The sequence below is a fragment of the Paenibacillus sp. 1781tsa1 genome, from assembly GCF_024159265.1.
Classification (GTDB): domain Bacteria; phylum Bacillota; class Bacilli; order Paenibacillales; family Paenibacillaceae; genus Paenibacillus.
Genome location: NZ_JAMYWY010000001.1, coordinates 6,678,401 through 6,698,462 on the forward strand (window position 1 = coordinate 6,678,401; position 20,062 = coordinate 6,698,462).

At 48.2% G+C, this 20,062-nt stretch carries 19 protein-coding genes; 1 reads left to right on the top strand and 18 read right to left on the bottom strand.

Annotation, left to right across the window (positions count from 1 at the left end; all coding sequences use genetic code 11):
• Window positions 1–80 precede the first annotated feature (80 nt).
• The 10 genes from NKT06_RS29840 to lspA form a co-directional block, all read right to left on the bottom strand.
• Entirely contained in the window at window positions 81–1,490 is a 1,410-nt protein-coding gene (locus NKT06_RS29840; protein WP_253441705.1) for an MATE family efflux transporter, read from the bottom strand.
• 236 nt (window positions 1,491–1,726) lie between these two features.
• A complete protein-coding gene (locus NKT06_RS29845) occupies window positions 1,727–2,590 on the bottom strand; it encodes a carbohydrate ABC transporter permease (RefSeq protein ID WP_253442903.1) in 864 nt (287 codons plus the stop codon).
• Between the two features lie 217 nt (window positions 2,591–2,807).
• Entirely contained in the window at window positions 2,808–3,689 is an 882-nt protein-coding gene (locus NKT06_RS29850; protein WP_253441708.1) for a carbohydrate ABC transporter permease, read from the bottom strand.
• Window positions 3,690–3,727: 38 nt separating this feature from the next.
• Window positions 3,728–5,047, bottom strand: a complete 1,320-nt coding sequence (locus NKT06_RS29855; RefSeq protein ID WP_253441710.1) for an extracellular solute-binding protein — start codon at window positions 5,045–5,047, stop codon at window positions 3,728–3,730.
• A 114-nt stretch (window positions 5,048–5,161) separates the two neighbouring features.
• On the bottom strand, window positions 5,162–5,956 hold the full coding sequence (locus tag NKT06_RS29860) for a response regulator transcription factor (RefSeq protein ID WP_253441712.1): 795 nt from the start codon (window positions 5,954–5,956) through the stop codon (window positions 5,162–5,164).
• Entirely contained in the window at window positions 5,946–7,709 is a 1,764-nt protein-coding gene (locus NKT06_RS29865; protein ID WP_483311602.1) for a cache domain-containing sensor histidine kinase, read from the bottom strand. Before NKT06_RS29865 ends, NKT06_RS29860 begins: the two co-directional genes overlap by 11 nt.
• 338 nt (window positions 7,710–8,047) lie before the next feature.
• Window positions 8,048–8,875 (bottom strand): carbohydrate ABC transporter permease, encoded by an 828-nt coding sequence (locus NKT06_RS29870; RefSeq protein WP_105600348.1) that lies wholly within the window; start codon window positions 8,873–8,875, stop codon window positions 8,048–8,050.
• Window positions 8,875–9,741 carry a carbohydrate ABC transporter permease gene (locus NKT06_RS29875; protein ID WP_036606633.1) on the bottom strand — a complete coding sequence of 289 codons (867 nt, stop codon included), beginning with the start codon at window positions 9,739–9,741 and terminating at the stop codon, window positions 8,875–8,877. Before NKT06_RS29875 ends, NKT06_RS29870 begins: the two co-directional genes overlap by 1 nt.
• Before the next feature lie 24 nt (window positions 9,742–9,765).
• On the bottom strand, window positions 9,766–10,956 hold the full coding sequence (locus tag NKT06_RS29880) for an ABC transporter substrate-binding protein (protein ID WP_483311640.1): 1,191 nt from the start codon (window positions 10,954–10,956) through the stop codon (window positions 9,766–9,768).
• 524 nt (window positions 10,957–11,480) lie between these two features.
• Complete coding sequence (gene lspA / locus NKT06_RS29885; RefSeq protein WP_076216808.1) at window positions 11,481–11,972, bottom strand: signal peptidase II; 492 nt, start codon at window positions 11,970–11,972, stop codon at window positions 11,481–11,483.
• 228 nt (window positions 11,973–12,200) lie between these two features.
• On the opposite strand from lspA, the gene NKT06_RS29890 reads away from it, so the two are divergent.
• Entirely contained in the window at window positions 12,201–12,680 is a 480-nt protein-coding gene (locus NKT06_RS29890) for a heme-degrading domain-containing protein (RefSeq protein ID WP_253441718.1), read from the top strand.
• A gap of 74 nt (window positions 12,681–12,754) precedes the next feature.
• Here NKT06_RS29890 and NKT06_RS29895 read toward each other — a convergent pair whose 3' ends face one another.
• From NKT06_RS29895 to abc-f, 8 genes are all read right to left on the bottom strand, one after another.
• The gene (locus tag NKT06_RS29895) at window positions 12,755–13,732 is read right to left on the bottom strand and encodes a permease prefix domain 1-containing protein (protein ID WP_253441720.1); all 978 of its coding nucleotides are present in this window, start codon (window positions 13,730–13,732) and stop codon (window positions 12,755–12,757) included.
• A 6-nt stretch (window positions 13,733–13,738) separates the two neighbouring features.
• Complete coding sequence (locus NKT06_RS29900) at window positions 13,739–14,068, bottom strand: PadR family transcriptional regulator (protein WP_017691704.1); 330 nt, start codon at window positions 14,066–14,068, stop codon at window positions 13,739–13,741.
• A 160-nt stretch (window positions 14,069–14,228) separates the two neighbouring features.
• On the bottom strand, window positions 14,229–15,176 hold the full coding sequence (locus NKT06_RS29905; protein WP_253441722.1) for a nucleoside hydrolase: 948 nt from the start codon (window positions 15,174–15,176) through the stop codon (window positions 14,229–14,231).
• 58 nt (window positions 15,177–15,234) lie between these two features.
• Window positions 15,235–15,639 (bottom strand): DUF350 domain-containing protein, encoded by a 405-nt coding sequence (locus NKT06_RS29910; RefSeq protein ID WP_145324763.1) that lies wholly within the window; start codon window positions 15,637–15,639, stop codon window positions 15,235–15,237.
• Entirely contained in the window at window positions 15,621–17,021 is a 1,401-nt protein-coding gene (locus NKT06_RS29915) for a glutathionylspermidine synthase family protein (protein WP_253441724.1), read from the bottom strand. Before NKT06_RS29915 ends, NKT06_RS29910 begins: the two co-directional genes overlap by 19 nt.
• Window positions 17,022–17,025: 4 nt before the next feature.
• Window positions 17,026–17,310 carry a hypothetical protein gene (locus NKT06_RS29920; RefSeq protein WP_192135170.1) on the bottom strand — a complete coding sequence of 95 codons (285 nt, stop codon included), beginning with the start codon at window positions 17,308–17,310 and terminating at the stop codon, window positions 17,026–17,028.
• The gene (locus NKT06_RS29925; RefSeq protein WP_253441726.1) at window positions 17,310–17,777 is read right to left on the bottom strand and encodes a hypothetical protein; all 468 of its coding nucleotides are present in this window, start codon (window positions 17,775–17,777) and stop codon (window positions 17,310–17,312) included. The genes NKT06_RS29920 and NKT06_RS29925 overlap by 1 nt, the downstream gene beginning before the upstream one ends.
• 275 nt (window positions 17,778–18,052) lie before the next feature.
• Entirely contained in the window at window positions 18,053–20,050 is a 1,998-nt protein-coding gene (gene abc-f, locus NKT06_RS29930) for a ribosomal protection-like ABC-F family protein (protein ID WP_253441728.1), read from the bottom strand.
• Window positions 20,051–20,062 lie beyond the last annotated feature (12 nt).

Below are 20,062 nucleotides of genomic sequence, written 5' to 3' on the forward strand. Positions count from 1 at the left end.
TATACGCCTCACAAAAACAAAAAAAGAGCCGATCCAGGGACAACATTGCCCTTGACCGACTCTATACGAAAACTCAACAATCAGACAGCCGGTACCGGCTGTGCACCAACCTCTTCGTCATCATGCTCCACCAGTTCATGTTTCTCCCAAGCTCTGCTCTTCCAGCGGAAGTACATAATAACCGCGCGGGTCCACTCATCCGCCGCAATGGCAAGCCATACACCAGCAAGCCCCAGATGAAGCTGGAATATGAGCAGGTACCCCAGTGGCAGACTCATGCAGACCATGGAGATCAGACCCATGTATACCGGGAACTTCGCATCCCCTGCCGCACGCAGGGAACCAATGATTACAATATTGCAGGTACGTCCGGTTTCGAGCAACAGACTAAGCAGAATCACCTGAGCACCCAGCTTGATAATTTCCGGATTATCCGTAAATATGCTCATCAGCGGCACACGGAAAAAAATGATGATTACATCAATGATGACTGTGGCCAGAAGCGCCCATTTTACACTGTCAAAAACACGTTTGTACGCATCGTCTTTGCGCCGCGCACCGACAAGCCGGCCTACAATGATCGATGTCCCCATACCAATCGCCATGCTGAACAAGTAGATATAGCTGGAGATATTGCCCGCATACTGCTTGGTTGCCATGGCTTCTGCGCCCAGATAGGTCACATACAGCGTGAACACGAGCTGGCAGGAATGATATACCATGGACTCCATCGCAGACGGAATACCAATCCGCAGAATTTTGCCAATGAAATGTTTGGACAATTTAATGTAGTATTCGAAATCCACCCGCACCTCGCTCACACGATACAACAACCAGAAGAAAATCAGCAGGCAGATAAACCGACTTCCTACCGTGGAGATGGCTGCCCCTTCCACCCCAAGCTTCGGCAGGCCGAAGTGACCAAAGATCAATGCATAGTTACCAACAACGTGAATGACATTCATGAATACAGCGACATACATCGTTTCTTTGGTGTAACCATGTGTACGAATCGTCGCAGCCAGCGCGTTAATGAGTGCCTGGAGGAAGATCCCGCCACCGACAATATTTATATACGAACGGGCAAAATCATAAATTTCGCCTTGAATATTCAAGAGTGATAGCAAATGTCCTCCGAACAGAAGAAAGATTCCGCTCAGGACCAGCCCCACGATAAGATTCAGCGTAATCGCATTACCTGTCACTTGTGCTGCTTCACTTAACTTTTTCGATCCAATATATTGTGCTACTACAATCGCAGCACCATGTCCAATGACTTCCAATACAAGGATAGCGATAGAAATAATCTGATTGGCTGCTCCAACGCCGGAGACCGCATTATCGGATACCGAGCTGAGCATGAGCGTATCCACGCTCCCCATCAACATAAATAAGAAGAGTTCCAGGAAAATAGGCCATGTCAGTCGAATCAGATTCAGATCCTTGGCATCAGAACGAAGGGACTCTTTGGTTGAGGATATTGCTGTCATTTTCTCACCTTTCCCATGTGGGCTTTAATTCTTAGGGTATGTTAGCACAGGTAGTTTGAAAATGCAGTAGTTTTGCGAAAATAGTTGAAAGTTTTTTGTAATACCATAAATAGGAATTTTCAACGTTTTCATTAAGCCTCGCTTCCATACAACTGCCAGAGGTTTTAGAAGACAAAAAAGGCCCCTCCCCACTCGCTTTTAAGCAAGTAATGGAAGGACCTTGGGTCCTCGACTTTTTAACCTTTAACAGAACCCGCAGCAATTCCCTCCACGATTCGATTACTCAGGATGAGAAAAGCAATCAGGATCGGCATAATGCTGATCATCAGCGTCGCACCAATGGCTCCCCAATCCGTTGTATATTGACCGATAAAGTTCTGTACCCCCACGGTCAGGGTCTTGTATGAATCCGTACTGATGAACGTGTTAACAAAGATGAACTCATTCCAGTTATAGATCATGTTGATGATTGCCGTTGTGGAGATAACCGAAGCTGTCATCGGCAAGATAATCCGAAAGAAAATCCGATGCACGGAGCAACCATCCATCACGGCGGCCTCTTCCACTTCACGGGGAAGCGCGTAGTAGAATCCCAGTAGAATCATAATGGTAATTGGCATATTAAAGGCAATGTAAGACAAGATGACTGACAAAGGATGATCTGTGAGATGAAGCTTCAGGAACAAGCTGAACAGTGGGATCAACGTGGAGTGCACAGGGATCATGAGACCCACCATGAATAGCCCCAATACCAATGAACGACCCTTCCAGCGCATACGTGTGATGGCAAAGGTCACCAGACTGGCAAACAGCACTGTGAACACCACCGAAACCACCGTAATCCATACACTATTGAAGAAGTATAAGCTGATGTTTCCCTCTGTCCATACCTTGACATAGTTTTCCCAACGCGGAGTAGCAGGAAGGGAAAAAGGCGCCATGTCGAATACTTCCTGATTATTCTTAAGCGAGAACAACAGCAGCCATACCAAGGGCAAAATTTGCAGCAAAGCGACCAGGGACAAGAGGAAATATAGTAGAACATAGCCGAATCTTCTCAACCATGCCGAACCTCGGTCTGTCCCCGGGTAAGTTGGCAATCTAACGGCCGTATCCGTCTTCACCGGGATGGACCTCCTTTCATTTCACTAGGGCGTGTCTGGAAACTCCGAAGGTGGCAGATTTTGCCGAATTTTCGTTCCAAGCAAGGAAATTTTCCGCAGGCGTGCCGGGGGCACGTCAAGGGAAAGTGACGCAGCAGGGGGCGAAAAGGCGGTAAAAGATGCACTTCAGCGAGTTTTCAGACACGAACTAGCGTCAGGAATACTGGATCGTATCTTTGGATGCTGTCGCTTTACGAAGCAGCCAGGTAACGAGCAGACAGATCAAGAGCAGGAAGAACCCTACAGCACTGCCGTAACCAAAGTCGAAGCTACGGAACGCCTGACGATACATATAGGAGGCCATCACTTCGCTGGAGCCATTCGGTCCGCCATCGGTCATCACGTAGATAAGATCGAAATACTTGAGTGAGCCTACCACAGCCAGTACAATGGTCACTTTGATAACCTCAGTAATAAGCGGCAGCTTGATTCGAAAAGCGATCTGCCAAGGGCTTGCCCCATCAATCCGGGCTGCTTCCACTAGGGATTCCGGGATATTTTTGAGGGCCGCATAATAGATCAAAATATAGAAGCCTGCATACTGCCACAGAATCGGTACGAACAGTGCATATAGTACCAGGGATGGCTCCGCCAGCCAGGCTGGCGGATTACTGAAACCGATCGCTTCCAGAAAGGTGTTCAGCACACCATTGCTGGGATGATAGATCTTCAGCCATAACTGGGCGATCGCGACCGAAGACAGCAGCATCGGGATCAAATATATTTTGCGGAACAGATTGGCACCCTTGATCTTGCCTGACAGCACCAAAGCAATCATCAGATAACCGATCAGACTCAGCGCGGAGAACAAAGCAAGCAAAAAAGTATGATTCGCACTCTGCCAGAATGTTCCGTCCTGAAGCAGTCTGGCGTAATTATCCAATCCTATAAAGGTCATTGCACCGATCCCATCCCATTGCATCAAACCATAATACCCGGTGAGCACGATCGGGATGTAAACCAAGACCAGCAGCAGAAGCAGTGCAGGAAGCACGTACATCGCAGCAACGAGACGGTTGGACATGACTTTGTCCATCACATTATCCTCCCTTCAAGCGTTCAAGCACGTGTACGTCAATTGCCTTTATCAATCGCTGCCTGATGATTCTTCACAAAGTCCTCCGGTGTTACCGCTTTGCCAAACAATGCCTGAATCATGTCCAGATGTGCCTGAGCGGCTGCCGGTTTCATCTGCACGTCTGCAAAGAGTGTGAGACTGCTGGCCTGATTCAATTCGTTCAGCAGGTCGATGTAGAGCTGTGGCAGCTGTACTGCCGCCGTATCCACTTTGGTTGCCGGGATGACGCCTGCTTCCGTCACCGAGCTCTCACCCCATTTTTCCACAAAGTATTGCACGAACTTCTGCGCTTCTTCCTTCACTTTGGAATTCTGGGCCACGAACAGCCCTACGCCTGGACCACCTACCCAGCTGTTAATATCGCTCTTGCCATCTTCCATCGTTGGGAATTTGAAAAATCCGATCTTGTCCTTGAATTCCTGCGGGATATCCGGGTTGGTCGTGAAGTTTGGCAGTTCCCAGGTGCCCATCAGGTACATGGCAGCTTTTTCGTTCATGAATTCCGATTTACCCTCATCGTTGGACAACCCATTGAAGCCTTTGTTGAAGGCATTCATATCCACCAGCTTTTGTACCTCGGCAGCAGCTTGAGTCAGCGCAGGATCGTCAAACTTGCCGGAGCCATTGATCGCTTTTTCCAGTGCATCTCCACCTAACCGATTCGCCAGATACATATACCAGAGTGAGCCAGTCCAGCGGTCTTTATTACCGAGTGCGATCGGCACCTCACCGTTCTCTGTCAGTGTCTTCAGCACACTCAGGAATTCATCGTACGTTGCTGGCGGCTGCAAGTTATATTTCGCAAAAATGGCTTTGTTATAATAAATGGGGGAGATATTTAACTCGATAGGCAGGGCATATGTTTTGCCATCTATCGCATAAGCTTCGGTTGTTCCAGCGATAAATTTCTCACCCAGCGAGTCGCCGAGCAGATCATCGAGAGGTGCGAACAGATTGCCCTTTACATAAGGCTCTAGAAATCCGGCAGCCCAAGTTACACCCACATCAGGAAGTTCATTTGATGCGGACAGGATTTTCAATTTGTTCTTGTATTGTTCATTCTCCAGCACTTCCTGCTTAATGGTCACATTCGGATGATCCGTCTGATACTGCTTGATGATATCGTTGACCAATTTATTTTGCTGTGCAGAACTGCCTGCTGGCCAGAGGTGCATAAATTTGAGGGTTACTTTCCCATCTGTGCCGTTGCTGCCCGTTTCACCCTCTTGATCCGAACTTGAACTGTTACATCCGGATAAAATTACGGCGAGAACCAGCGTCCATGACAGAAGTATGGCCATCGTCTTTTTGCTCATAATCCCAACCCCCTTGGTTTTTTCGGTTAATGTAACCGCTTTAACCAAATTGTAGCACGGGCCTATCGCCCCTATAAGACCAGAATAATTTGGAAAAACTCCACTTTTTTGAGGTTATTTGTTATCTCGTTCAGATAGGGAATGCCGATATTTGCTTGGACTAATCCCCTCAAGACTTTTAAATACCGTAATAAAATACTTATCCGTCTGATACCCCACCTGTTCGGCAATTTCCGAGATCGGCAGGGTCGTCTGCACAAGCAACTCCTTTGCCCGCTGAATGCGTTTGCGAGTAAGGTATTCACTAAAATTGATGCCAATCTGTTCCTTAAACAATACGCTGAAGTAACTGGAGTTGAGATGCAGTAAATCAGCGATTTCACGCATGGTCACATGTTCACCCAGATGAGTATCCACATAGGCCAATGCTTCACTGATCTGGCTATTGAGTCTCTGTTCCCCGCGCTCCTTAACATCCAGCAGCTTGGGGTCAACCATTTCTTGCATCGTTTGAATACGTCGCTGTTGTTCGCTAAACTTCAAGGCCTTTTCGACGGTCTGCAGCAATTGTTCCTTATCAATTGGTTTCAACATATACTCCACGACACCCAGCTTAATGGCCTGTTGGGCGTACTGAAAATCGGCATGTCCTGACATAATCAGGACGACAGGTTTATTTGTAAAATGCTGAATGGCTTCAATGAGGGACAAGCCGGAGAATTCCGGCATGCGAACGTCCGTGATTAACAGATCTGTTGGCTGTTTTCGGAGACACTCCACGGCCTGGGTGCCACTCTCCGCAGTCAGGATGTGATTTCGTCCTGCCGACCATCCTTCCAGTGTCTTGCGAATACCCTCTCTTGTACGCGGCTCATCATCAACGATAAGGATTGTTTTGTCATGAATCATATTCACCCTCCGTTCCCTTGGGAATCTCAAAGCAAATGACGGCCCCTTCCCCAACCTGACTTGTTATGGAGAGCTTGCAACGTTCACCAAGTTGGCTGCCAAAGTAAAGCTTCAGTCGCTGATGTACGTTGATTAGACCTACACCTGTCCCCTTCTTGGACACAGCCGGCCCGCCATGTAAAGCATGAATAACAGATTGAAGTCGTGATTCATCCATACCCGGGCCGTCATCCCGAACCTCAATGCGAATCAGATTCTTGTCGGTCGAAACATCCACATGGATGGTTATCTTTCCCGGTCCCAGTTTACTTTCAATGCCATGGAGGATCGCATTTTCCACCAAGGGCTGTATAAGCAGTTTTGGAATGGGGACCTTACGAACCCCATCGCTCAATTGAATCTCCCATTGCATTCGATCCCCCAACCGCATCTGCATAATGCGAAGATACCGCTCTGCGTGTTCCAGCTCGTCAGCAATCGTGACCCACTCATCCTGCTGAGAGCTGGAGATCGTGTAGCGGAATAATCGGGACATCGCCACAACCATCCGTGCCATCTCCTCGTCTCCCTTTTCCTCAAGGGACCAATAGAATGCCTCCAGCGTGTTAAATAGAAAATGGGGGTTAATCTGAGACTGCAACGCCTTTAACTCCGCCCGTGACTGCATGACTTCCTTCTCATGAACTACACGGGTCAATTCATTCTGTCTGTAGACCATCTGGTTATACACGTTGTTAAGTTCATTAATCTCCATCGTAGCGCTGACCATTAGATTGGGCCTCATGGCTCCCGGTTGTGCACTACGCATGGCCCGCATCAGGCGTATGAGCGGACGTGTAATCATCGTGGAGAGAAAGAAGGACATGATCAGGAACAGAACAACACCAATGATTCCCGAAACGAGAAGCGCCGTCCTCAAGATGGATACCCCTTCCGTTGTCTCCCGCAGCGGAGTCAGCACAGCAAGTGTCCATCCCGTTAATTCAGACTTTTGCCGGACGACGATATAGGATTCCTCTCCGTCCTGCACGACTGATCCGCTGTCCAATATGGATTTTGGATCGAGATTAATCTCCAGATCGGAAGTCACCACTTCGCCTGCCCCATCCAAGAGCATGATCGAGTCCTGCGAACCATCTGCCCCATTCGAATCATTGAGTTGAAAAAAACTGCGCTGCATCCGCACCACCACATATCCCCCATGTTCGAAAGAATGATCCAGCAGGTTAATCCGCCGGATAGCCAGAAGCACACCCGGATCTTCAGGGTCAGCGCCTGCCCATACCAGTCTGCCTTTGCCTTCATCCGCCAGGTTGATCCAGTTGCGCTCCACTCTGAGATCGAGAGATCGGTCATCCATCGGAAAGATGCGGTTATAACCCGTAGTGTATATCTCCATACTTTGCGCTCCATTGATGAAAGACTGATAGCTGCCTGCAATCTGCAAGAGGGCTTGGCGCTGATTAAAGGTGGCCGGGTTGCCTTGCTTCTCATCGCTGAGCAGACGCTGCACATAGGAATCATCCGCCACCTGGGCGGTCAGTGAATTCACTTGTGCAATGAGTGCATCCAATCTGCCGCTGGCTTGGACGGCCGTTTGATGAATATGTTTCTCCGCATTGCTTTTCAACAAAGCAGCTACCCGATCATAAGCCGATATGCCTGCGAGCAGCAGAACAACAAGCATCACCATAACGAAACCAATGAAGATCTGATTGCGGAGTGAGTTGAAATGTCCTTTTTTCCTATGCAACTTCCCCATTCTCCTCTCTTTTCTGCATGTAAAAGAACCCACCACTTTACGCCCGTGCTCTTGAAGACTGGGTACTAACGATGCCGGATTTATCTACGTATTCAGTTTTTCTCGTTAAAGCGCTTGCATAATAAATCTCAATCTTCTTCTCTTCTAGTCTTTGTTTATCGATTAAACTAACGACTAAAAAATAGCATAGTTTTACAGGTTAATCAATCCTTCTGACAGTTCCCAAACGTTAAATGACAAAGATCAAAAAAAGAGAGGGGACTCTTAGAGTCCACCTCTCTTGGTTCATATCCCATTCACACCTATTCTTTTCTTTAGCACAACTTCAGTTATTTTACAGACCCTTGTGTAACCCCATTGATAATCCACTTCTGTGCGAACAGGTAGATGATAATCATCGGCAGCAACGCGAGCAGGTAGGATGCAAATGCAAGGTTAAACTCGGTATTAAACTGCCCTTGGAATACATACTGTACAAGCGGCAACGTGTACTGCCCCGGATCACTGATAATAATGAGTGGCAGCAGGAAGTCGTTGTACGTCGACAGACAGGTCAGAATACCAACCGTGGCACTGATGGGAGCCATGAGCGGGAATATGATTTTCCAGAACGTGCCCCAGGTTGTTGCCCCATCCACAAAAGCCGCTTCCTCTAGCGCTACCGGAATGGACCGGATATATCCCACGTACACAAAGACGTTGAATGCCAGACCGTAGACCGTGTGCAGCAGGATCAGACCTACCAGGTTTGTCATCTCCAGCGATGCGGTCAGCTTAACAATCGGCAGCATGATGATCGGGAACGGAATGAACATCGCACTGACGAAGTAATAATAGAGTCCTTTGAAAAACTTGCGCTTCTCCATATTTCTCGCAATCGCATAGGCCACCATAGAGTTACTAAGTAACGTCAAAAGCACGGTTGAGGCGGTAACGATTGCACTGTTACGGAACGATTGGAAGAAGTTCGTCATGTCGATGGCTCTTGCGAAATTCTCCCAGTGAAGCGTTGTCGGAAGGGCAAAGACCGATTGGGCCATCTGCTCCGGATTTTTCAAAGCAATCGTAACGGTCATATACAAGGGGAACAGGATAAACAGGGTACCCAGTACAACGAGCAGCATAACGAGCCAATTGATTCGTGTACGGCTTCTCATTACAGATCCATCTCCCTTCTTTGCAGGAACCGGATTTGCAGAATTGAAATCACCGCAATAACGATGAAGTAAATAACCGAGTTCGCAGATTGATATGCATATTCGCCGCCTTCAAATCCTCCGGTGTAGATCAGATGGGAGATGGACTGCGTCGCCCGTCCGGGACCACCGTTGGTCAAGGCTACGATTTGGTCGAAGACCATAAGTGAGTTTTTCATTGCCAGCACCATATTAATGGTGAAGAACGGGGCAATAAGCGGGAATGTTATGCTCCAGAATTCACGCCATTTGCCTGCACCGTCGAGGTTGGATGCCTCGTACAGTGTCGTTGGTATCGTTTGCAGACCCGCCAAATATAGAATCGTATTCAGAGCCACGGATTGCCATACGGCGACAATGACGATACCGATCCAGGCCAGACTTTCGCTACCAAGTATGTTCGTAGATAGCGCGTTAATGCCCAAATTTTGTCCCCAGATCGGGAATACGTTGGAGAACAGGTAGTTAAATATGTAACCTACGATCAGCACACTCAGGATATTAGGCAGGAAATAGATGCCGCGGAAAAAGTTACGGAACTTGATCTTGGCATTCAGCCCAAGTGCAATGAGCAGGCTCAGGATATTGGTCAGGATCGTTACCACGATCGCAAATTTGAACGTAAACCAGTAGGCGTTACCTACATTGTCGTCCTGGAACAAGTTGAAATAGTTTTTGAAGCCAACAAAATCATACTCTTTCCCGAATCCGTTATAATTCGTAAATGAATAATAGATGCCCTGGAGGGCCGGCAGTGTCATAAATACAAAGAACAATACTACCGCCGGAACCGTCATCCAGTAATAAGGTGCGATACGCTTGTTCATACTCCATCCTCCTTCAGACAAGGCTTAGCGTCGATTGGCAACCTTGTCCCATTCTTTGTCGAGTGTATCTAGATAGTTGTCGATGTTTTGGTTCTGCAAAAAGGACTGTACGATGGAATTCAGCTGCACCGCAGCCGGAATATAGTGATCGGCAAAGTCTACAACCTTGCCCTGCTCAATATAAGGCATCAGTTCCTGCACGGCAGGATCATCTTGCTTCACATCTTCGACCGCAGAGAACAGCGTCTGTTCGTCAATGTATCTTCCGATATTTTCAGGCTTTAACAAAAATGCAATAAACGTCTCTGCCTGCTCGCGATTAGGCGTGTCTGCCGCAATGGTAAACAGAGAGTCGATCCCGTTCACCAGCTTAATCTCGCTTGCATCGTTGCCCGTTGGGAATGGGAAGAAACCGATGTCTACATTTGGGTTCGCTTTACGAATCTCTGAGATGGCCCAGGTTCCCTGGATGTACATGAAGGCTTCACCGTTAGCAAAAGCGCGGTTACCGTCCGAATAAGCTTTACCAAAGTTATCGCCGTGACCGTACTTCATGAGCTCCAGCTGTTTCTCAGCAACCTCTCCGTATTTCTCTTTGAACGTTACCTTGTTATCACGCCGCTCTTGGTAGAAATCAATACCGACCAGATTGGAAGCCAGTGCATTGAACGGCAGACTTGTCTGCCAGTCATCCTTGTATGTGAAGTAAAATGGAATCTCACCTGCATCTTTAATCTTTTGGGCGGTCGCGATAAGTTCATCCCACGTCTTGGGCACGTCCAATCCCATTTCCTTAAACAACGTTTTGTTGTACATGATGCCGTTTGCATTCGTCGCGTAAGGAATACCCGTCACTTCGTCCATACCTGTGAGATCATTAAGCATTTGTATGTAGTTCGGATCAATCGTCTGGAGTAAGGAGCTGTCCGTCAGATCGGTGAAAATATCACTCTGGGCCAGGATTGAATACGTATCCGTTGCCCCCATGGCCATAATGTCCGGAATATCGTTTTTGACGACACGGGTCTTCAATACGGTCTCCGCATCTGGCGGATTCACCTGTGTCACCTGAATATCGTCATGCTCCGCATTAAACGTTTTGATCAATTCGTCAAAGGTTGTTTTGGCTTCAGGCTTGTTCTGGAAAAATTCAATCTGCACTTTGCCATTCGCGCTATCCCCACTGGTACAGGAAGATAGAAGTACAGCCATCATTCCGCATAGCAACATTGTCCCGAGAGCCTTGGTAAGCGTTGTTCTCATGTTGTACCTCCCTCAGCTTTAAAAATTGAACTAATGTGATTTACACGGTGTCACTCCGATTGCAGTACCATCTTCCGATCGTTGTTATCCCCAGATTTTTTTGATTCCCTTCCTCAAAGGGAAAATCCGGTTTTAGCGTATGCTTTCGAAGCAGCTTTCTTTCAGAAAGCTTTTAGCTTCGCTTCTTCAGATTGGTTCTGCACTCTCCGTGTTCGTGTATATCTTAGTTTCACTTTATATACGTAAGAATTTACCCATTCAAATGGTGAAATAACCATTTGGTTAATCCTTCCAAACTAACTTCAATCTGAATGGATGATATAAGTCTTTATTATTTCTAAAACGATTTCGGTAAAAATGAATCAAGGCATTTCTTCCCATGACTCGAATTGGGCATAACAAAAAGGACACTGGATGATATCCAATGTCCCTCATTTAATAAGCTTATATTCAGCACTGTAACGCTTTTATCCACGTTACGAACGTTCTGCTTTCGGCAAAGCATTACGTAAACGCTTGGCTCGATAACTCTGATATGCACGAATCAACATGCCGATGATGATCATGACCACACCGATGTTAATTGCAACATCAGCGAGATTCAAGATACCGCGTCCGGACGGAAATACGAGGAAATCCGTTACCCGAGCATAGATAAATCGATCGATCGCATTTCCTAAAGCCCCGCCGACCATAAAACCCGCGCCAGCTTGCATCCAGAAACCACGAATCTCACCTTTACTCCGGTAATACAGCATTCCCGCTATGAACAGAACAGCAATCACACCAAACAAACGTGCATTTCCCTGAAACATGCTGCCCGCCATTCCACTGTTCTCATAATGCTGTAACTGCATGCCGGAGTCACCCAGTCTCATGACGTCGCCAACCTCCATATACATCCTCACTGCAATCTTGGTCCCCTGATCCACCAAAGTCACCAGCAGTGCTACAAAATAAAACAGCATCGTGCTTCTCCTCCTGCCTACTTAGCGATAACTTATTTTAACTTTAAGAGTTTTGAGTATATTAGGTTCCCTTCACTTTAACACAGCCTATATACGGTCTCCAAATGAGCCATCTTCAGCCACACCCATAACGTCCACTAACATCGTCCAGTCAGCACTCGGAAGGTACTATACCCATTCATGTCGAATGTAGACATCAATCATATATGTAAAGGAGCTGCCTGTAATTTGAACCTGACCATGACAGAAAAATTAAAGGAAATGCAACAGGAAGAAATGGACTTGGTATTTGGCACATTTGATTCTCAAACAGCGCTTAACCTTGGCCTGCATCTGGTTGAAGAAGCGAAGCGTCGTTCACAGGCCGTGACGATCGACATTACCCTGAAGGGACATCGTCTCTTTTTGCATGCGATGGAAGGCACTCATCCCGACAATGAAGACTGGATTCGACGCAAAAACAACGTGGTGAATCATTTCTCCTCTAGCTCTTGGCATACGGCCCTACGCCTTAGAAACGAGGGCCAGACCCTTGAGCAAGACTTCAATCTGCCAACATCGGACTATGTACTGGCTGGCGGCGCTTTCCCGCTGATTCTGGAAAATGAGGGACCGGTCGGCACCATTACAGTATCGGGTCTGCCTGATGAGGAAGACCATGATCTGGTCACGACAGGAATTCGCTCGTTTTTGTTGCAGCAAGAATAGATTAAACGTGTAAAAAGGCCCACCCTGATCTATATAGTAGATCTGGGTGGGCCTTACTATCCAAAGCAGCATGCTCAGGACGGATTTTTGCTTTTCATAATATGGTACACATTGCTAAAGCTACCGGAGAGAATACCGGTAATCGGAAATATGGCCCAATTGATATCCCACCGTTGATATACAAAGCCTGTGAACAAGAAGATGGCTGTCGCCAGCGGCCATACAATCGCTTCCACGGCTCTCACAACCTTGACTTCTTGCTTCTTCTCTGCCGTCAACTGGTGCTTCTCCAGCAAGTTCGTGTAAGCCCCCTGAATATTTCCGTAATATACAAACAAGAATACTCCTACTCCAGCCATGACCATAAAGGCAGATACACCATAAGAGGCGTAGTTATCATTGATAGAGGAGGCTGCGAAAATAAACACAGGAGACAGAATGCACAGGCACACACCCGTAATGATGGCTATACGGTAAGTCAGAGCGAAGCTCTCCCGACTATGCTGAATACTCATTTTAAGTGTATAAGGAAGTTGGAAGCCCTTCTCCATATAATTGAAGCGTTCCAGCTTCATGCCACTGTGAATGAACATGCCTACCGCAATGGCAATCAGCACGAACATGCCGATCAGGCCCAGTACAGCCCCCGTTTCCACCGAACGGTTGGCAGCTGAAGTGGCATAGTTCTCAAATAAAGTATCCATGAAAATCAGAAACGCCACACCCAACGCGCACAATAAAACACCCAGCCCGATCCAAAATCCGGCATTTCTTTTGGCAGTGGTATATGCGTAGGCTTCTTCTTCCGTCAGCACAGGTACTGCCTCTTCCGAACTGACTGGCTCAATACCGAGTTCCGCAGTTAACTCCTCGATATTACCAAATTCCGAGATCACAATGCCGATGGCTTCATTCTCCGACTTGCCTTCCCGCTTCAATTCCAGGTACTTATCTTCCATTCCCGAAAGTAGCTCTTGCTTCAGATGCTCCACCTCGGGTGTCTTCGGCAGACCAGCAAACATGTTCTCCAGATACACCATAATTGTCTCCATGTTCCGTCACAACTCCCTGATAAATAGATTAACAACCTCCTGCGTAACCTTCCATTCCTCACACTTTTCTCTGTAATAGTCGAGGCCGGGCGGCGTAATCCGGTAATAAGTACGACGCTTCCCCAGGCTGTTCTCATCCAGATAAAACGATTCAATATAACCGTTCTTCTCCAATCGGGTGAAGGCCGAGTATAATGTCGTTTCCTTCATGACGTACTTTTCCTCTGTCAGCTGTCTGATGTTCTTGGAAATCTCGTAGCCGTACGACTCCCCTTCGAGCAGCATGTAGAGGATCAGCGTATCATTGTAGCCACGTATAACGTCACTGCTGATCACAAAAGATACTCCTCCTCGTTACTTCATCTGTCGTAGTAGTTGAAGTATAGCACAATTTACTACGACAGGTGAAGTAGTTATTCAGAAAATGGGCAATAAAAAATCCGTACCTGGGATAGGCACGGATTTTCTTCTTTTTCCTGCATTTAAATTCCTGCGTTTATTGGATCGCTGAGAGAACATCCAGCAACATGGATTTGAACTTCGGCCGATCAATGGCCTCACAGACGCGTACATTCGGCTCTTTGCCAAAACGTCCGTTAATATCAACCACACTGTATCCCCGTGTCAGCTCTCCTGCCGCTTCGACATCCACATAATACTGACCCGACTTGGTCATGATGGATTCATCTGCTGCAGCAGCCATCAGCAACGTATCGGGATGAGTGGTGCCATTCAGCTTATGTACCGACTTGTTGAACTGCATAACCACTTTGTTGATAGCGGTGAAGAAATTGGCACCCGATGTACCCAGAGCCGCAATCTCTGCATGATCGTCATCGTCCATCACTGAGTATTGGGTACACATCTCCCAACCAACCATTGTGATCGGAATGCCCGCATGCAGTACAATTTTCGCTGCTTCCGGGTCTACGTAGAAGTTATACTCCGCCGCCGGGGTGATATTGCCCAGTGCATTATTCGTTCCGCCCATGATGTACAGGTGAGCAATCTCTGGAATAATCGTTGGGTCTTTCTGGATCGCCATGGCAATATTGGTCAGCGGGGCAATTGCCAGCAGTTCAATTTCACCTGGATGTGCATGCACCTTCTCAATGATAAAATCAACCGCATGCCCGCTCTCGGGACGCTGATCAGCCTTCGGGAAATGCGCGCCGCCCATGCCGTCATCGCCATGCACGTCTTCCACTGTACGGTGCTGAGCTTTACCGTAGGCCATTAGCGGTCGCTCGCATCCTTTATACACAGGCACCTTGCCGCCATGTCCAGCAACCTGGACCGTGTACAGGGCATTTTCAACCTCTTGGTCGAATTGTACGTTACCGCCCGTAATGGTGATACCTTCCACCTGAAAGTGATGCAATGCCGTCAGGATCGCAATCGTATCGTCTCCTGCTGTATCTGTATCGATGATGACTCTTCTCATGATGCCGCGCTCCTTCTTCCGTTTATATAGTACATTCTATAAAACACTATGTCTTATTTTACATCAAAAATGTACCGATGACGATGGAAACGCCGATGATAATCGAGCGCAGCAGCTGTGCTACCGCCATATTTCCTCGTGCAATTTCGTCACATACCCGCATTTTCGGAATCAGGAAATCAAATATAATATAGACCAGGCACAACACAATAATTCCAAGCGCCGACCACAGCAGCATATCCAGCCACGAATGCGTCGAGAAAGACACCATGCCTACGATAATACACAGTCCCAGCAATTTGCTACCCATATACATGCCTGCCGCCTCGTTCCCTTTGGCGATTTCCTCACTATCGTTATACCGGGTCAATTTGCTAAAAGCGAAATATCCACACACCAATACCACCAGCAGAATGCCTACACCCACCGCAACATTCAGCAAGTTCAATCCCAAGTTCTCCATTCCTTCTCCTCCTCATCATTCATCCGTTCACGAACTGTAGCCGCGCAATAATAGGCCATATCTCCGGTTACTTTCTCCCCGACCCGTGGTAACAACCCCGCCAAACGCCCACCGATAACAAACACCCCTGTAAGCAGATAACCGCTGTATGCGCCATCTTCCGTTTCGATCACGGCCTGCTCCATCGGAACCAGCTGCTGATAGATCTTGGGCTGATTTTCGTAATAAGCTGTAATCTCTTCATCCTCTTCTGTCGCTCCAGTTGCAAGATCGGATTCCAGTTTCTCGTTAAAGGAATACTCTATATTCTGCTTTCCAAAGGCATTGTCCGTTCCTCCATCCAGCAAAAGAGTTCCTCTGCCTTCGCGCCCCCAATAACTCTTGGCTACATATGGCATGGCGTTCAGCTCGAAGGGTTCAGCCGAAAAATAGGTTGGAAGCAGATATCGGGAAATCACGTCCATCTCTGTATCATCAAAGAGGGTAAACCCGCAATATTCCGGGGTTTGCTCATTACGCTCGTAGAGCGACCAGATCGCCGCCATGAAACCTTTGCTCTGCATGAGCACATGCTGAACGGGATTCATCAGGCCCAATCGTCCCTCCCGTACAAGATCAAGAAGCGCAGCCCCAATGTCCACCCCTGTTGTCTCATCCCGATCATCAACCAGATATTCCAGTGGATAGAGGCGGTAGAGCAGATTAATCTCCCGACCTTTATGGTAAAGCGCCTCTCCCGGAACAATCTCCAGTTCCTCCAGCGGGGCATAACAGGCTTCGTATCCAGCTTCCTGACAACGTCTCATCAGGTACTCGGTATTCGTTCGATCTTCGACATGTTCCCCAAAAGAAGTGAACGTCACGGGGCCCTGTAACCCCTGCGCTGCATAGAATTCCAGCCACATTCTGAAGCATTCCCGAATACACGTATCCATCTCCGCAGATGGTGCAGTCAACGCAGCATTTCCTGCAAGGCCGACCAGGATACCTTCCAGTGCAGCTACCTCTGGGATACCCGTAGGGGTGTCCGTATTATTTTCAATACACTTCGGTCCAGTCTCTCCAATAATCCAGTCCTGGCGGGTAATCCCTCCAGTCACCATCTCCATACGCGCCGCCGGAATAAGCCCGGGATGGATACCCAATTGATGCTCCAAAAAAGAATCCGGCATATATTGCTGGATAAATCGCATCACTTTACAGTAAATGCCGTCTAGCGCCTCGGCTGCGGCACGCAGCTCTTGTACCTCCGAGGGAGAATAGACCGTCAATGCAGGCACACAATACTGCTTCCCATACATTCGATGATATGGAATCTGTTGTTCCGTTTCGCCCTGAAATACTTCTTCGTGACTAAACGGTAGTTGAACCAATTGCCTCATCCGGTTATCCTCCCGAACTGCGGAAGAAGCTACCAAAGCCGCTTGATTTAGACTTGGATTTGCTATAGGAGCTGTTACTGTCCTTATTGCTTCGATACGATGACCCGCCATAGTAGTAGTGCCCACTGCTGGAATCATATTCACATCCGGTATCATACTCCGGGTCACATTCATCATTGTTGCTGCCGCAACCGGATAACACAGCAGGAACCGCCAGCATCAGGGAGAAAGCAACCAGCTTCGCTTTTGATCCGGGTTTCGATGCTTGCCCCCGCTCTTGCTCACTCATCACAGATCCACCTCTTTCATATAAAACAACACTTTCTTGCGATCCGCATCCAGCACGGAATACAGGAACTCATACGTCTTGCCATCCCGAACCATGTAATGGTCGAGCAGTTGCTCGGCAAGCTCCATCGTATAGGTGGATGACGCTGTGAGTTCCAACTCCTGAAATGAACTTCCATTCCACAACATATACTCTGCACTGTACATGGAGGACATTTTGCACATCGCCAGCGCAGCACCCGCAATGGCTGCACCGTACTCGTCCGGCATCTGTTGCTCATACGCCGTCACGTATACTGCATGTTCCCGCCCATCCTGGCATTCATTGGACAGATGCGCCCAGAGTTTGTTTTTCACCAAGGTGGCATCCACCAGTTTGCGCATGAACAGTTCATCTCGTGTGACTGAAGTCTGTTCCAGCACCCCCGTCTCCGCCTGTCGATCATCCGACCAACTCCGATACGTCAATGAATAATAGATACCGATAACCTCCCTTTTTGCGAGCTCTTAGGTGAGCCGTTTCAATTCATACAAACGTATTTAACGCATGTAGAGGTAAAAAGTTCCACTAGTGAATCAATTTCACAATACCTTTAGCTGCTTCAATCAAGTTGACGATGCTACATTCGTGCTTTAACGCTCTCTTGGCTAACACAAGGCGTATGGTATTTAACCCCGGTCAAAAAGGCCGGAAATGATTCTCCGACCTCGCTTGTTCCATCTTATGCTCATGCCATTCTGACTTATAACTCAGCCCACTGGGCCAATATATCATTGTATTCAGTGGACAATTGCTCCCGATCATTCCAGATTTGTTCCAGTTCAACCGGATTGTTCTGTACGGTTTCCAACTGTTGGTCCAGTACCTGAATCTGTGCCTCAAGACGAGCCAACGTCTGTTCCAGCTTCTCCGCAGACTGTTGGTTGCCATTGCCACTTCTATAGTTCGATGCATTTGCTGCCGAAGGAGTCAACGCCTTACCTGATTCAGTAGAAGCTTTATAATCTCGACTTCCATCGGTAGCCGCAACAGTGGAACCGTTCATTGTCGAGGTTGTTTCTGGTTTCTTCCCTGATGTATGCTGACTCGCTGCCGCCGCACGAGCTTGCAGTTCAAGCTTCTTCTCCCGATATTCCTCATAGTCTCCCAGATAAGAAGTCATCTGACCGTCCTCCAGTTCCCAGACACGGGAAGCGAGGCGATTAACGAAGTACCGATCATGTGAGATGGCAAGTACGGTTCCTTCAAAATCAACCAGCGACTCTTCCAGCGCTTCTCTGGATGCGATATCCAGATGGTTGGTCGGCTCATCGAGCAGCAGTACATTGGGTTTGCGTTGCACCAATAGAGCCAAACGCAGGCGCGTCCATTCCCCGCCGGATAACTGTCCCACAGAGCGGAATACATCCGCTCCATAGAACAGGTATCGAGCCAGTATTCCGCGAGCCTCTCCCTCTTCCACGCCTGCTTCCAGACGGAAGTATTCGAGCACGTTCAGCTTCGGATTCGTGGGTTCCTCCTGTTGAGCCAGATACCCCACATCCACACGCGCCCCCCACTCCAGCCTGCCCGCATTGGGTTGCTCGTCTCCAAGCAACAACTTGAACAGGGTCGTCTTACCGGAACCGTTCCGACCAATAAGAGCAATCTTGTCGCCATATTCCAGCAGACCCGAGATCCCGCGTAGAATTGCACGCTCGCCATAACTCTTCTCCACTTGTTCCAGGACCACGACCCGTTTACCTGTTCGATCCGTAGGACGCACATCGAAATCGGCATTGCGCCGCTCCAATATGGGACGCTTCACCTGTTCCATCCGTTCCAGTGCTTTGAGCATGGAAGCGGCCCGCCGAAAGAACTTTTCATTGCCACCAACTCGGCCCCACTCCTCCAGCTGGCGGATCGTTTCCTTCATTTTTTTGATCACCTTCTGCTGCTCCTTGAACTCCTCGAATTGCTGCAACAGCCGCTGTTCTTTCACTGCCATATATTCCGTATAGCCCCCCGCTGCCGTTAGCGCCTCACCATCCTCCAGCTCCAGCGTTCGATTCACTACCCGATCCAGAAAGTAGCGATCATGCGAGATCAGGACAATGGTACCGGAGTATTCTCGTAAAAATCCTTCCAGCCACTCCACCCGCTCCAGATCGAGATGGTTCGTGGGTTCATCCAGCAATAACAGATCGGGTTTTACGATCAGCTGCGAGGCCAGCACCACCCGGGTCTGTTCCCCACCGGACAGTGAACCGAAGCGCCATTCATAATGCGCCTTGGCGATATCCAGACCGTCCGCCACCTGATCAATGCGGGCATCCATTTCATATCCACCCTCACGCTCAAACTGATCTTGCAGCGCCGCGTAGCGTTTGAGCAGACGCTCCAATTGATCTGGGTCTGCTGCACATGCCGGATCGGACATCTGCTGCTCCATTTCCTTCATTTGCGTGCGACACATCATAAGCTCCTTGAATCCAAGGCTCAGCACATCCAGTACGGTATGGTCATCCAGTCCTTCCGGAACCTGAGCTACATATCCCATTCGTGTATCTTTTTTAATCATCAATTGCCCTTCATCCGGCTTATTCAGCCTTGCCATGAGGCGCATAAGTGTGGTCTTTCCGCTTCCGTTGCGGCCAATCAGGGCGACCTTGTCACCTTCCATAATTTCAAACGTAATGCCGTCCAGCACCAGATGTGCTCCGTGGTATTGAGTCAGTTGTTGCGCGCTAATCATCATCATAATAAGGTTCCT